Origin of the sequence: Streptomyces sp. NBC_01017, assembly GCF_045162795.1 — a bacterium.
GTDB lineage: Bacteria > Actinomycetota > Actinomycetes > Streptomycetales > Streptomycetaceae > Streptomyces > Streptomyces machairae.
Genome location: NZ_CP108683.1, coordinates 6,937,715 through 6,950,655, shown reverse-complemented (window position 1 = coordinate 6,950,655; position 12,941 = coordinate 6,937,715). Strand labels below are relative to the sequence as shown.

At 69.8% G+C, this 12,941-nt stretch carries 12 protein-coding genes; all 12 read left to right on the top strand.

Annotated features, from left to right (window positions below):
- Positions 1-4 precede the first annotated feature (4 nt).
- The 12 genes from OG331_RS31925 to OG331_RS31870 all read left to right on the top strand — a co-directional run bounded on the left by OG331_RS31925 (position 5) and on the right by OG331_RS31870 (position 12,888).
- A complete protein-coding gene (locus OG331_RS31925) occupies positions 5-4,387 on the top strand; it encodes a phage tail tape measure protein (protein ID WP_406202580.1) in 4,383 nt (1,460 codons plus the stop codon).
- A 4-nt stretch (positions 4,388-4,391) separates the two neighbouring features.
- The gene (locus tag OG331_RS31920; protein WP_406202578.1) at positions 4,392-5,285 is read left to right on the top strand and encodes a hypothetical protein; all 894 of its coding nucleotides are present in this window, start codon (positions 4,392-4,394) and stop codon (positions 5,283-5,285) included.
- A complete protein-coding gene (locus tag OG331_RS31915) occupies positions 5,222-6,433 on the top strand; it encodes a phage tail protein (protein ID WP_406202576.1) in 1,212 nt (403 codons plus the stop codon). Before OG331_RS31920 ends, OG331_RS31915 begins: the two co-directional genes overlap by 64 nt.
- On the top strand, positions 6,430-7,362 hold the full coding sequence (locus tag OG331_RS31910; protein ID WP_406202574.1) for a hypothetical protein: 933 nt from the start codon (positions 6,430-6,432) through the stop codon (positions 7,360-7,362). Before OG331_RS31915 ends, OG331_RS31910 begins: the two co-directional genes overlap by 4 nt.
- A gap of 8 nt (positions 7,363-7,370) precedes the next feature.
- Positions 7,371-7,982: a hypothetical protein gene (locus tag OG331_RS31905; RefSeq protein ID WP_406202572.1), complete on the top strand. Its 612-nt coding sequence runs from the start codon at positions 7,371-7,373 to the stop codon at positions 7,980-7,982.
- A gap of 9 nt (positions 7,983-7,991) precedes the next feature.
- Positions 7,992-9,824, top strand: coding sequence for a glycerophosphodiester phosphodiesterase (locus OG331_RS31900; protein WP_406202570.1), 1,833 nt, complete (start codon positions 7,992-7,994; stop codon positions 9,822-9,824).
- A 19-nt stretch (positions 9,825-9,843) separates the two neighbouring features.
- On the top strand, positions 9,844-10,161 hold the full coding sequence (locus OG331_RS31895; protein WP_406202568.1) for a hypothetical protein: 318 nt from the start codon (positions 9,844-9,846) through the stop codon (positions 10,159-10,161).
- Between the two features lie 64 nt (positions 10,162-10,225).
- Positions 10,226-10,489, top strand: a complete 264-nt coding sequence (locus tag OG331_RS31890) for a hypothetical protein (RefSeq protein ID WP_406202566.1) — start codon at positions 10,226-10,228, stop codon at positions 10,487-10,489.
- Entirely contained in the window at positions 10,486-11,433 is a 948-nt protein-coding gene (locus OG331_RS31885) for a LysM peptidoglycan-binding domain-containing protein (RefSeq protein ID WP_406202564.1), read from the top strand. The genes OG331_RS31890 and OG331_RS31885 overlap by 4 nt, the downstream gene beginning before the upstream one ends.
- 59 nt (positions 11,434-11,492) lie before the next feature.
- Complete coding sequence (locus OG331_RS31880; RefSeq protein ID WP_406202562.1) at positions 11,493-11,807, top strand: hypothetical protein; 315 nt, start codon at positions 11,493-11,495, stop codon at positions 11,805-11,807.
- A gap of 50 nt (positions 11,808-11,857) precedes the next feature.
- Complete coding sequence (locus OG331_RS31875; protein WP_406202560.1) at positions 11,858-12,190, top strand: hypothetical protein; 333 nt, start codon at positions 11,858-11,860, stop codon at positions 12,188-12,190.
- On the top strand, positions 12,187-12,888 hold the full coding sequence (locus OG331_RS31870; RefSeq protein WP_406202558.1) for a collagen-like protein: 702 nt from the start codon (positions 12,187-12,189) through the stop codon (positions 12,886-12,888). Before OG331_RS31875 ends, OG331_RS31870 begins: the two co-directional genes overlap by 4 nt.
- Positions 12,889-12,941 lie beyond the last annotated feature (53 nt).

The window sequence follows — 12,941 nt, the reverse complement described above, 5'->3', positions numbered from 1 at the left end:
CCGCATGCCGGTCGAGGTCGGCGTCGGATACGTGTCGATCGTCCCGGAGATGAGCCGCTTCGGACCCGAGCTTGACCGGCAGATGAGCCGGCAAGAGGGCCGGCTGCGCACGGCCGTCGCCGAACCCATGAACGACGCCGGCGGCCGGGCCGGTCGAGGTGCGGGCGACGGCATCCTCGGCGGCATCGGCGGCAAGCTCAAGGCCGGGCTCGCCGGCGTCGCGGTCGCCGGGGCTGCTCTGTTCGCGAAGGGGTTCGGCGACGCCCTCGAGCAGGAAAAGAGCGGCGACAAGCTCGCCGCTCAACTCGGGCTCAGCGAGAAGGAGTCGGCCCGGCTCGGCAAGGTGTCGGGCTCGGTCTACGCGAAGGGCTACGGCGAGAGCGTCGAGCAGGTCAACGACAGTCTCAAGAGCCTCGCGCAGAACGGCGTCGCCGCGGTCAACGCCCCGAAGAAGGATCTTGCGGCGCTCAGCAAGAGCGCGTTGAACCTCTCCGACACCTTCGACGCCGACGTGACCGAGTCGGCGAAGGCTGCCGGACAGATGATCCGCAACGGGCTCGCGAAGGACGGTAAGCAGGCGTTCGACCTGTTGACCCGCGGGTTCCAGACCGGTGCGGACAAATCCGAAGATCTGCTCGACACCCTCAACGAGTACAGCACTCAGTTCCGCGACCTCGGTCTGACCGGTGCGCAGTCGATCGGGCTGCTCACGCAGGGACTCAAGGCCGGCGCGAGGGACAGTGACACGGTCGCGGACGCCCTCAAAGAGTTCGCGATCAGGGCGAAGGACGGCTCGAAGACCACAAAGCAGGGGTTCGACGCGATCGGTCTGTCGGCCGACGAGATGGCGCAGACCTTCGCGAAGGGCGGGCCCGCCGCAGGCAAGGCGCTCGACACCGTCCTCGACCGGCTGCGGAAGATCCCCGACCCGGTCAAGCGGTCGCAGGCTGCCGTCGCGCTCTTCGGCACGAAGGCCGAGGACCTACAGCAAAGCCTGTTCGCCCTCGACCCGAGCAAGGCCGAGGACGCCCTCGGCAAGGTCGGCGGCGCCGCTCAGAAGATGGGCGACACGCTGCACGACAACGCCGCGAGCAAGATCGAGGCGTTCAAACGCGGCGCGATGCAGAAGCTCGTGACGTTCATCGGCGGGTACGTGCTGCCGCCGCTGGAAAAGGCCGGCTCGGTCGTCACGCGCGTCGTTGCTCCTGCCTTCGGCGCGGTAAGCGACGTCGCCGGGCGACTGTTCTCGACCTTCGAGAACAGCGGCGCAGTCTCGGCGGTCACCTCGGCACTGACGACCGCCGGCAGCGAGGTGCGCGACACTCTCGCCCCGGCGTTCTCGACGCTCGGCAGCACGGTTACCGGGACGCTGCTGCCCGCTCTGTCGGGCGTCTGGTCGGTCGTCTCGGGCCGGCTCGTGCCCGCCCTGGGCGGCGCCCTCGGTACCGCCCTGTCGGTTACCTGGGGACTGCTGTCGAAGGTCGGCGCGATCCTGGTCGGGACCGTCTGGCCCGCCGCGATGCGCGTCTACTCGGCGCTCGCTACCGCGCTCGGGCCGATCATCAGCAGCGTCTCGTCGTTCATACAGCAGCGCGCGGTTCCTGCCGCGCAGATGCTCGGCGCGAAGCTCGGCGAGCTCGTCGACCGGGCGCAGCCGGTGATCTCGGTCGTCGCGACCGTCGCGTCGTGGCTCGGCGTCATGGCGGCGAAGGTCGTCGGGTTCGTCGTCCCCGTACTGCTCAACCTGATCGGCCCGGTGTTCTCGGCCGTGTTCTCCGTGCTCGGCACGGCGATCGGGTGGCTCTCTGCGACGGTCGGCGCCGTCGTGTCCTTCGGCCGCGGTGTTGCCACCGTGGCAACGGCGGTCGGCGCCGGGTTCATGTGGCTGTGGCAGAACGCCGTGTCGCCGGCGCTGTCGGGCATCCGCACGGCCGTGTCGGTCGCATGGTCGATCATCGGCCCGATCCTCGAGGTCGGCGCCGCGGTCGTCCGCAAGGTGTTCGGGCTCGCGTTCTCGTGGGCGTACAACAACGCGATCCGTCCGGCCATGTCCGGGATCAGCGGCGCCGTCTCGGCCGCGGGTGCCGGCGTTATGGCCGTGCTGCGGCCGATCGGCAGCTTCCTGCGCAGCACCCTCGGCCCGGCGTTCTCGTGGCTGTACCGCAACGCCATTCAGCCGGCCATGTCGGGGGCGTCGTCGGCGATCGGCTCGATCTGGCGCGGCGGGATCAAGCCCGTATTTGCGGCGCTGCGGTCGGGAGTTGGCACCATCGGCGACAGCTTCGCGACGGCGCGAGACGCTGTCGCGAAGAGCTGGAAGGGGATCGAAGGCGCCGCCAAAACGCCCGTTAACTTCGTGTTGGGGACGGTTTGGAACGACGGTCTGCTGCGTGCCTGGAATTCCATCGCGGGTTGGGTCGGGCTCGATCAGCACAAGCTGAAGAAGGTCAAGCTACTCGCGAAGGGCGGCACCCTCGGGCCCGAGCCGGGCATCTACAACTCGCCGACCGCGATCGTCGGCGAGGGGAACCCGGCTCACCCCGAGTACGTGATCCCGACCGACCCGCGGTACCGCAAGCGCGCGCTCGCGCTGCACGCGGCCGCCGGCACGCAACTCATGGCCGATGGCGGCGTGATCGGGACTCTCAAGGGTTGGGGCTCGTCCGCGGTCGACAAGGTCGTCGGCGGGGCGAAGGCGGTCGGCGGCGCGATCAAGTCGGCGGCCGACTTCCTGACTGACCCGAGCAAGGCCATGGGCGCGATCTTCCGGCCGATCCTGTCGAAGCTCGGCGGGATCAGCGGAGGTGTGTTCGGCAAGGCGGTCGCCGCCGTCCCGAAGATGGCAGTCGACGGGATCAAGTCGCTCGTATCGAAGTTCCTCGACTTCGGGGGCGGCTCGGGCGACGTCGGCGGGTCGGGCGTGAAGCGCTGGACGAGCGTCGTTTTGCAGGCGCTCAAGATGGTCGGGCAACCGGCGTCACTGCTCAACACCGTGTTGCGCCGCATGAATCAGGAGTCGGGCGGCAACCCGCGCGCGATCAACAATTGGGACGTCAACGCGAAGAACGGCGACCCGTCGCGCGGGCTCATGCAGACGATCGGGTCGACGTTCAACGCGTACGCCGGATCGCTGCGCTCGAGGGGCATTTACGACCCGCTCGCCAACGTGTACGCGAGCATGCGGTACGCGTTGTCGAGGTACGGATCGCTGTCGGCCGCGTACAACCGAGCCGGCGGGTACGCGTCGGGCGGGCAGCCGAAGGCCGGCGAGCTCGCATGGGTGGGCGAAGCGGGTCCCGAGCTCGTCCGCTTCAAGGGCGGCGAGACGGTCTACGACAACCGCACGTCGCTCGGCATGATGGCGGGGCTCGGCGCCCTGCGAGGGTTCGCGAAGGGCACGACCCCCGCGAAGGCGGCACGCAAGGAAGTGCCCGGCGACCTCAAGGCGTTCACGAAGTCGCTCACCGGTTCGGCGAGCTCGATCGCGTCGGCGTCGAAGGCGCTCGCCGATGATTTGCGGAAGACCGGCAAGGCGGGTAAGGCGCTCGCCGCTCAGGTCGGCAAGACCTCGAGCAAGTTGCAGTCGCTCGCGAAGCAGCGCGACAGCGTCGCCTCGAAGATCGAGACGGCGAAGCAGGCAGCGGCCGACCAGAAGAAGAGCGCCGCCGACTACATGTCGTTGTCGAGTCTGGGCGAGGTCTCGTCGGTCGGCGACCTGATCTCGGGCATGCAGTCGCGGCAGTCGTCGCTCAAGAGCTTCGAGTCGCAGATCAAGGCTGCGCAGAAGAAGGGCGTTTCACAGAGCCTCATTCAGCAGCTCGTCGCGGCCGGTCCCGACAGCAATCTCGCGCAGCTCGTTTCGGGCGCGACCGCGGGCGACGTGAAGAAGCTCAACGCGCTCGCCGCGAGCGGCGCCAAGTTGTCGACGTCGTACGGCAACTACATGAGCGACGCCATGTACGACAGCGGCGTCGCGGCCGGTAAGGGATTCCTTACCGGGCTCAAGGCGCAAGAGAGCGCGCTGCAAAAGCAGATGACCAAGCTCGGCGACGTGCTCGTCGACTCGATCGAGAAGCGGCTCGACATTCACTCGCCGAGCCGCGAGACGGAACGGGTCGGCGATCTGGTCGGCGCCGGTCTGGTCGGCGGCATGGTGCGCTCGCTCCCCGAGATCAACGCGACCGCCGTGCGCATGGCGGCCGCCGCGGTCCCGGTCCCGGTCGCCTCGACGCAGTCGACGGACACCGCGGCCGGGCTCCAGCACGGGCAACAGCTCGCGCTCGTCCTCGCGGACGGGACGCAGCTCGACGCCTATGTCGACACCCGAGTCGACGCCGGAATGACCGGTGCCCGCTCGCGCAGCCGGGCCGGCGTGAAACGGAGGTAACCCTATGCCGATGATCGTCGACCCGACGGCGCCGCAGATCACTCGGCCGACTCGCGTCGCCTCTCCCGACGGGTGGTTCGCCGCGATCGTCGATCCACTGTGGGCGGGCGTCGTGCTGTCGGTGGACTACTCCGCCGGCGACGCGCCGCTCGCCGACGCCGCCGAGGTGATGCGCGTTCGGATCGTCCGACAGGACCCGGCCGCAGCCGTGCCGGTCGCCGTGCGCAGCGGCGACACGGCATGGGCGGTCGAGGGCGCCGGCACGGCATACGACGCCGAGGCGCCCCTCGGCGTCGGCGTCGTCTACACCGCGACAGCGCTCTACGCCGACGGCAGCACGGGCCCGTCGTCGAGCGTCGCCGTCACCGTGCCGGCGCCCGAGCCGGGCGACGATCGCGATCTGTGGATCAAGTCGCTCGACGAGCCGGCGCTGTCCATGCGCGCGATGCTCGTCGACTGGTCGGGGGCGACGGCGGCCGGCCGGCAAGACTCGGCCGACGTCGCCGGCAGCCCGTACCGGGCGGTCGCGTACGACGAGCACGCGGCCGAGTCGGTGCAGATCGTTGTCGACGTCGCGCCCGAGGACGTCGACCGCATGCGCGCGTTGCTGCGGTCGGGCGTGCTGCTCGCGCAGACGCGGCCGGCGTACTACTTCCCCGACAGCTTTCACGTGCCCGGCGATATCACCGGGCCGACGCCGACCGGCAAGCTCGGCAGCAGCGAGGGGTACCGGTTCGGCTGGACGATCGACCCGGTCGAACGACCGGACACGACCGATCAGCCGATGCGGCTGCCGGGCTGGTCGTGGGACGTCGTCGCCGACAGCTTCACCACATGGGACGCGGTCGCCGCTTCGTACCCGTCGTGGGCGTCGCTGTCGACGAACGGCGTCACCTGATGCTGACGCTCACCCCCGAGGCGCAGCGGGCGATCACCGGCGCCTCGCGGCGGCCGCGGCGGGCCGAGTGGTCGGTCGACGGCGGCCGCACGTGGACACCGGCGAAGGTCGGCGACAGCGAGGTACGCGGGGACCGCAACGCCGAGTGTCGCTACAGCGCTTCGGCCGAGCTGCTCGGCGTTCCCCGCGGCCGCAACGGGATCAACTCGGCGATCACGCAAGTACGGCTGTGGCAGGGGATCGCGGGCCCGCGCATGGACCCGTATTGGGTGCCGGCAGGGGTGTACGTCGTCGACGGCGTCGAGCGCACGACGCTCGGCGCCTCGGTCGATCTGCTCGGGCTCGAGGACTCGATCAGGGGCGCGAAGTTCCCCGTCGCCCGGACGATCACCGCGGACACCGCAGGGGCGATCGTGCCGGCGCTCGTCGGCGAGGCGCTTCCCGGGCTGCCCGTGTCATGGCGGCCGGGCGTCGACCCCGACACCGCAGTGCCGCAGTTCGTCGTCGACGAGGATCGTTGGCAAGCGCTCAGCTCGGGCACCGACAGCTCGGGCAACTCAACAGGGATCGCCGCGGCGATCGGCGCTGAGTTCTTCTGTGACGCCCGGGGCATCCCGACCATGGCACCGGTGCCAACCCTCGACGACCCGGTCGTCTGGCGCATCCCGTACGGCGTCGCCCTGGTCAAGCCGGCCGAGCGCGAGTCGGCCGAGGGGCTCGTGAACGTCTGGGTGATCTCGGGCGACGCCGGCGACGGCGCGGCCGCGGTCGGCCCGTTGTTCGTGTGGGACGACAACCCGGCGAGCGTCACGTACGCCGGGCCCGACCCGATCGACGACCCCCTCGCCCCGCAGCGCCTCGGCATGCCATGGGTGCGGCTGCGCGTCGAGCGGTACTCGTCGGCGCTGATCACCTCGGCCGCGCAAGCGGACACGGTCGGTCGGGCGAAGCTCGCCGACTCGCTCGGCGTGCAGTCGACGATCTCTTTCACCTCGATCTGTCACCCCGGGCTCGAGCCCGGCGACGTCGTCGAGGTCGAGGTGCGCCCCGACGAGTGGCAACGCCACATCATCGACTCTCTCTCGTACAGCCTCGGCGGCGCCTCGATGAGCTGCACGACCAGGACGACCGCCCGGAGGGTGAATTGACCAGCGAGGCAGCGCGCGCTCTCGGGGAAGATCTCGCACTCGCGAAGGGCGCGACGACCGGGTCGGGGATCGTGTCGGGCGAGGTCGTCGACGTCACCGACACGGGCGTGAACGTGTCGGTGTCCGGGGCGCTGCTGATCGACGTGCAGTGTGCCGACGCCTACCGCAACCGGAACGCGGGCGACTGGGTCGCCGTCAAGCTCGGGGCGAAGCCCGTCGTCATGTGGCGACTCGGCGCCGACCCGGGCCCGTTGGATGAGGACACGATCAAGGCGCTCTCGAAAGAGGTCGCCCTCGACGAGCAAGTCGTGCGGGCAGCGACCTGGGGAACGGCGGCGCCGAGCGGTTCGGGATGGCAGCAGGCGACCGTTCCCTTCGTCCGGAAGAACGCCGAGGGAAAGGTCGAGCTGTACTTCCAGCTCGCTTCACAGTCCGACACGAGCCCGAGCGCTCCCCCGGAACGGGCACCGAAACCGGTGACGATCTCACCGACGGACACGGGCACATGGCGCGGCGGCCGCCCGGATGACTACGCCTCTTATCCGACTCAAGGCGACTGGACCGGGCGCGGTGACCGGCGCGGCGCATTCTTCTACGGCTCGAAGATCGCCGACGCGTGCTCGGGCAAGAGCGTCTCGAAGATGACGGTCAAGTTCACGCGGCGCACGGGTTCGGGTGTCAACGCGAAGCGATCGCTTCACCTGTACCTGCACAACTACAGCTCAGCACCCTCGGGGCAGCTCTCGCTCGGCGACGGACCCGAGGAACTGCTGTCGCTGTCGGTCGGTGCGACCGGTACGGCAACGCTGCCGGCGTCGTGGCGAGCAGCGCTCGCGGCCGGCTCAGCGAAAGGGCTCGCGATCTACGCGAGCGGCAGCCGCGACTACCTCAGTCTCAGCGGCGGCGCGATCACCATCACGTTCAGCTAGGGGGCCCTATGGCAACCGTCGGATACGCGAAGCTGCCGATCCCGGGGGGAGGTGACGCCCCGGTAGGACCGGGCAACCTCGCCGACCTCGGGCTCGCGATCGACCCGCACCTAGTGCAGCACGTCGTCGACAAGGCCGAGCGCGACTCGCAGTACGCGAGCGCGCCCCTGCACACGGTCGTCTCGGCTGAGAACGGGTCCCTATGGGTCAAGACGAGTGCGACGGCGAACGCGTGGGCGACAGTCTACGAACCGTTGCCCGCATGGCGGCCGGTGTCTCTCGCGAGCGGGTATCAGGCCGGCGAGTTCCAGCCGCAGGTACGGCTCATGGGCCAACGGGTGCACCTACGCGGCCGCATCGTTCGCACCGACGGGACCGTGTTCCCCGTGTCGGGAGTCAAGATCGGCGACGTCCCGGCCGACTGCCAACCCGCGGTGTACGCATCGTGGGCCGGCGGGTCCGGTATCTCAGGCGACCCCGTCGTCGGCGTGGGGCGCGTCGAGGTGCTCGGCAATGTCTCGGGCTCCAGCCTCGGCGGTGTCGGCTCGATCGTCTGGTTCTCCCAAGACGGCAGCGGCGTGCCGTGGGTGGACATCAGCGGCTCGTACTGGAAGGACTGACCGCGGAGTATGGCTCTCTACACCTACGGCGGCACCGCCGACACCGTACTGACCACCTCGACCGGCGACGTCGTCCCCGACTATCCCGTCGACGTGCGGGTCGCCGGCACCGGGCAGTCGGTCACCGCCCTGTACGAGTCCGACGGAACCACACCGATCAGCGAGCTACGGTCGAACCCCGCCGGCAGCGAGGCGCCCGGCGCGATCCGCACTTTCATGTGCGAGTGGCCACAGATCGAGTACGTCTACAACGCGACCGGCGGCCGAACGGTGACGTGGTATCAGGCCGGCCGCGAGGTACCGATCGAGGCGTTGCAGACTGCGACGAGCGCCGCGAGCACGGCCGCGGCCGCCGACGAAGCGGCAACGGCAGCACAGAGCGCAGCGTCGAACGCTGCCGCGACCGCCGAATCGGCGAGCAGCGTCGCCGACGCCGCGCAGGATGCAGCCCAACAGGCAGCGCAGGACGCGAGCGACGCAATCGCCGCGGTGTCGTCGCGGCTGCCGACCGCGGCGACCGTCGACACCCTGCCGAGCATCGTGTACGACGCGCACCGCGGCGGCGCCGGCGAAGCGCCCGAGAACACCCTCGCCGCGCTGCGGGGCGCGATGCCGTGGGCCGACGTCCTCGACCTCGACTCGCAGGTGATCGGCGACGGTACGCCCGTGCTCATGCACGACAGCACCGTCGACCGCACGACGAAGGCCGCGGGGAACGTGTCGCTGTACAACGCGGCGCAGTGGGGACTCATCCGGTCGGACCCGTCGGCATGGTTCGCCGCTTCGACGCCCGATCTGCCGCTGCACACGGTCGAGCAGATCCTCGACGACCTCGGCGGCCGCCGCGTGATGACGGTTGAGGCGAAGAACGCGGCCGGCGTGACCGCCCTCGCGAACATGATCAAGGCGCGGCGCCTCGAGCGATCCGTGTTGATCAACACGAACGATCCGACCGTGATCCCGACGATCAAGACTGCGGGGTGTCTGGCGCACCTGTGGCGATCGGCGTCGCAGATGGCTACCGACAACGCCGCGACGATCAAGGGGAGCGGCGCCGATCTGCTCGACCTCGATATCGCGGGTACTGACGCGCAGATCACGGCGGCGATCGCGCAGAATTACCCGCTCGGCGTGTGGGCGCACACTCTCGTGCGTCGCAAGGAACGTGACCGGGCCCTGTCCTTGGGCTGCAAAGGGATCATCACCGACTATCCCGGCTATGTCAGCGGCCGCGTGGCACGACGCACGGCGAGCTCGTTCTCGTCCGGTCAGTGGGGCTACGGCTACGTCTCATCGGGGGCCGCGCGCCCGGTCCTCGACGCGTCCGGACGCATCCCGTTGTCGCCGCCGGCGTCGAGTGCGGCCGCCGATGCGGTCGTGATGCTCGCGGGTGAAGTGTCGCCGGCTCCTGCCACGACGACGATCGACGTGAAGTTCTCGTTCCCGGTCGCCGGGTCGACGGGATGGTCGTTGTTCTCCGTGCACCTCGGCGCCGACGACGACGCGACCGTGCTGTCGGGTACGTCGATCCTGCACAACGGCTACACCTGCCAAATCTCCAACGACCGCTCTCTGCGCATCTATCGCGACGACAAAGCGGCCGGCACGTCGACGCAGCTCGCGAACACGGCGACCAGCACGGCGCTTTCGGCAAACACGGTCTACACGCTGCGCGTCGTGATCACGGCGACACAGATCACGCTCTCAGTGCCCGAGGTAGCAGGGCTGACGACCACAGTCACCGACTCGACGTACCGGGTCCCTTGGTACCTGTTCGTCGGCCGCAACTACACCTCGACACAGACCGGGCTGATCTACGTGCAGAGCATCACGACCACCTAACCCCCGTAGGAGACACAGCATGCCCGTACCTACCGTCGGTCAAATCGTGCTCGTCCCGATGGACCAGGCCGTCAACAACGGCGCCGACGTCGCCCCGGCGATCGTCTCTCACGTGTGGTCGGAAACCTCGATCAATGTCCGCGTGATCGAGGACGGACCGCGCATCGAATGGCGGCAGTCCCTCGAGTACACCGACGACCTCAGCAGCCTCGACCGCGGCGATCTGTACTGGTGGACGTGGCTGCCGCAGCCGGCCGTCGACGACGGCAGCTCGACCGAGCCGACACCGACGGACCCGACGCCGACGGACCCGGGGACGACCGATCCCGCTGTCTGATCACCGCTCATCATCCGACGCCCCGCGAGGGGCTTTTTTCATGCCCGAAAGGGAGGGCTCACCCATGGGTGACACAGAACGGCCGATCCCCGATCGGCTCGCCGATCAGCACGAGCAGGCGCAGCACCTCACCCGCACCGGCAACGGGCCGACCGTGCCGAACGAAGAGGAGTTGCTCGCCGCGGCGCACGGCGCCCCGGACATGGCGGGGTTCTACACCTCGCCCGAGCTCGTCGAGGACGAGCCGGCCGCCGAGAGCGACGGCGACGAGTCCGACCAGGACCCCGCCGCGGCCGCGGACACCGCCGAGGGGGGCGAGTCGGCATGAGCCTCGAGGGGATGATCGCGGCCGCCGAGAAGTCGATCGGGCTCGGCGAGCCGAACCACATTCAGCAGTGGTATCGCGAGCGCAACGGCACCGACTACAACGGCAACTTCGCATGGTGCGACGCTGCGGTGTCGTACTGGGCGACGCAGGCGGGCGAGCGCGACGCCGTGCTCTTCGGGACCGACTTCGCGTACACCGTGGCGCACGCCGCTCGCTTCAAGGCGGCCGGCTCGTGGCACGCCATGACGAACGGGATCAAGAGCAGCGGCATACGCCGCGGCGACGTGATCTTTTTCGACTGGGCCGGCTCGAGCGAGATCGGCAAGATCGACCATGTCGGGATCGTCACCGGTGTCTCGGCCGATCACCGGTACGTGTTCACGATCGAGGGCAACACCCTCAACGTCTGTGCGAGGCGCGTGCGGGTCGTCGCTGATATCGCCGGGTTCGGTCGGCCGAAGTACAAGGCGGCGAGCAGCAACTCGGGGTCGTCGACGTCCTCGACGACGTACACCGTCAAGGCGGGCGACACGCTCGGCGAGATCGCCGAGGCGCACGGGACGACCGTCGAGATCCTCGCCGATCTCAACTCGATCAAGGACGTCGACAAGGTCGCCGCGGGGAAGAAGCTCAAGTTGCCGGCGGGCACGTCGTCGAAGCGGGTCGTCAGTCTCGCGAAGCTGATCAAGGCATTCAAGGCGGACCCGCCGAAGGCCGGCACCCCCGTGTCGTACGCCGCGGTCGAGATCGTCGAGGACGCGCTCGTATCCGAGGGGCTGCTCGCCAAGAGGTACGCGGACGGACACGCCGGCTCGGCGACGGGCAGCGCGTACGCCCTGTATCAGCAGCGTCTCGGGTACAGCGGCGACGACGCCGACGGCATCCCCGGGGCGACCTCGCTCGCGAAGCTCGCGAAGAAGTACGCGTTCACCGTCGTCGCCTGATCGCCGCCCGGCCGCCGCCGGGCGGCCGGGCTCACCCATCACCCGGAAGGGGGCGGCTCATGCCCGCTCTGTTCGTATCGTTCATGCGCACCGCCGTGCCGTTCGTCGTGGGGTGGCTGCTCACCCTCGCCGTGCGCGCCGGGATCGAGATCGACTCGGCGACCGTCACGGGCGCCGTGACGGTCGGGCTCGGCGTCGCCTACTACTTCGTGTTCCGGCTGCTCGAGTGGCTCGGTGAGCGGCTGCCCGGTACCGCTGTCCAGACCGTTGCCGGCGTGCTGCTCGGGTGGGCCCGGCCGCCGTCGTACCCGAAGTGGGAAGCGCTCGAGCCGGTCGACCCGGCCGCGTACACCGGGCAGACCGGCAACGGATGACGCCGGCCGGTTAGCCGCGGTAACCCCCCACTGCACACCGGAGGTAGCGCGTGGACGCTGCGACGCTCGGCGCCGTCGGGACCATCGTCGTCGGGCTCGCGGCGGCCGCCGCTGCACTGATCGGGCATCGCGGCGCGAACGCTGCGTCGCAGTCCGGTGTCGTGATCAGCGGGTACGGCGGGCTCGTCGACCAGTTGCAGGAAGAGCGCGACAAGCTGCGCGACCGGGTCGTCGAGAACGAGCGGCTGCTCGCCGCGGCGTACGCGGAACTTGCCAGTGAGCGCGCTGATAAGGCTGCACTGCACGAACAGATCGCTGCACTCAACGCCGAGAACAACCGGCTGCGCGACCGGATCGTCGAGCTCGGAGGGCAACACACGTGAAGAGCCGTCATGCTCAGCCGATCCTCGCGCAACGGTGGCGATCCCTCGCGGTCGCCGCCGTGCTGCTCGTCTTGTCCGGCGCGGTCGTGCTGGTGTGGCTGCGGGTTGACGCCGAGGTGTCTGCCCGCAAGCAGGAGACCGCGGCCGCCGTCGCCGAGGCGAACTTGCGCGGCGACGCAGTATCGACGCTCGCCGGCGACGTGCGCGTGCTGCGCGCGCAGATCAAAGCCGAGGGCAAGACGCCCGCCGCGCCGGACCCGTCGAGCGCGGTCGAGAACCTGCCCGACAGAGCCGAAGTGCCCGTACCGATCCCGGGCCCGGCCGGTCCCCGTGGCCCGAAGGGCGACCCGGGCGAGCCGGCACCGACCGTGACACCGTCGGCCGGTCCGGCGGGCCCGTCCGGGCCGCAGGGCGAGCCGGGCGCTACGGTCACCGGTCCCGCGGGCCCGCCGGGTCCGGTCGGGCCCGCGGGACCGCCCGGCGAGAACGGGCGAGACGGCGTCGACGGTAAGGACGGAAGCGACGGAAGCGACGGGCAGACATGTCCCTCGGGCTACAGCTTGCAGGCGCCCGATTGGGACCCCGACGCTCTCGTGTGCCGACGCGATGGCGCCCCGCAGCCGAGTGACCCGTCGCCGTCGCCGAGCTCGTCGTCGACGCTGCTCGGGCTGCCGGCCGAGCGTCGCCGCATCGCGTGAACACTGCGCCCCTGTCTGGCCTAACGGCCGGGCGGGGGCGCCTTTGTCGTTCC

Bases quoted from the DNA above. Each gene is read 5' to 3' on its own strand.
- OG331_RS31925 (WP_406202580.1), top strand. From the start codon at position 5: ATGCCGGTCGAGGTCGGCGTCGGATACGTGTCGATCGTCCCGGAGATG.
- OG331_RS31895 (WP_406202568.1), top strand. From the start codon at position 9,844: ATGCCCGTACCTACCGTCGGTCAAATCGTGCTCGTCCCGATGGACCAG.
- OG331_RS31890 (WP_406202566.1), top strand. From the start codon at position 10,226: ATGGGTGACACAGAACGGCCGATCCCCGATCGGCTCGCCGATCAGCAC.
- OG331_RS31885 (WP_406202564.1), top strand. From the start codon at position 10,486: ATGAGCCTCGAGGGGATGATCGCGGCCGCCGAGAAGTCGATCGGGCTC.
- OG331_RS31880 (WP_406202562.1), top strand. From the start codon at position 11,493: ATGCCCGCTCTGTTCGTATCGTTCATGCGCACCGCCGTGCCGTTCGTC.
- OG331_RS31920 (WP_406202578.1), top strand. From the start codon at position 4,392: ATGCCGATGATCGTCGACCCGACGGCGCCGCAGATCACTCGGCCGACT.
- OG331_RS31905 (WP_406202572.1), top strand. From the start codon at position 7,371: ATGGCAACCGTCGGATACGCGAAGCTGCCGATCCCGGGGGGAGGTGAC.
- OG331_RS31900 (WP_406202570.1), top strand. From the start codon at position 7,992: ATGGCTCTCTACACCTACGGCGGCACCGCCGACACCGTACTGACCACC.
- OG331_RS31915 (WP_406202576.1), top strand. From the start codon at position 5,222: ATGGGACGCGGTCGCCGCTTCGTACCCGTCGTGGGCGTCGCTGTCGAC.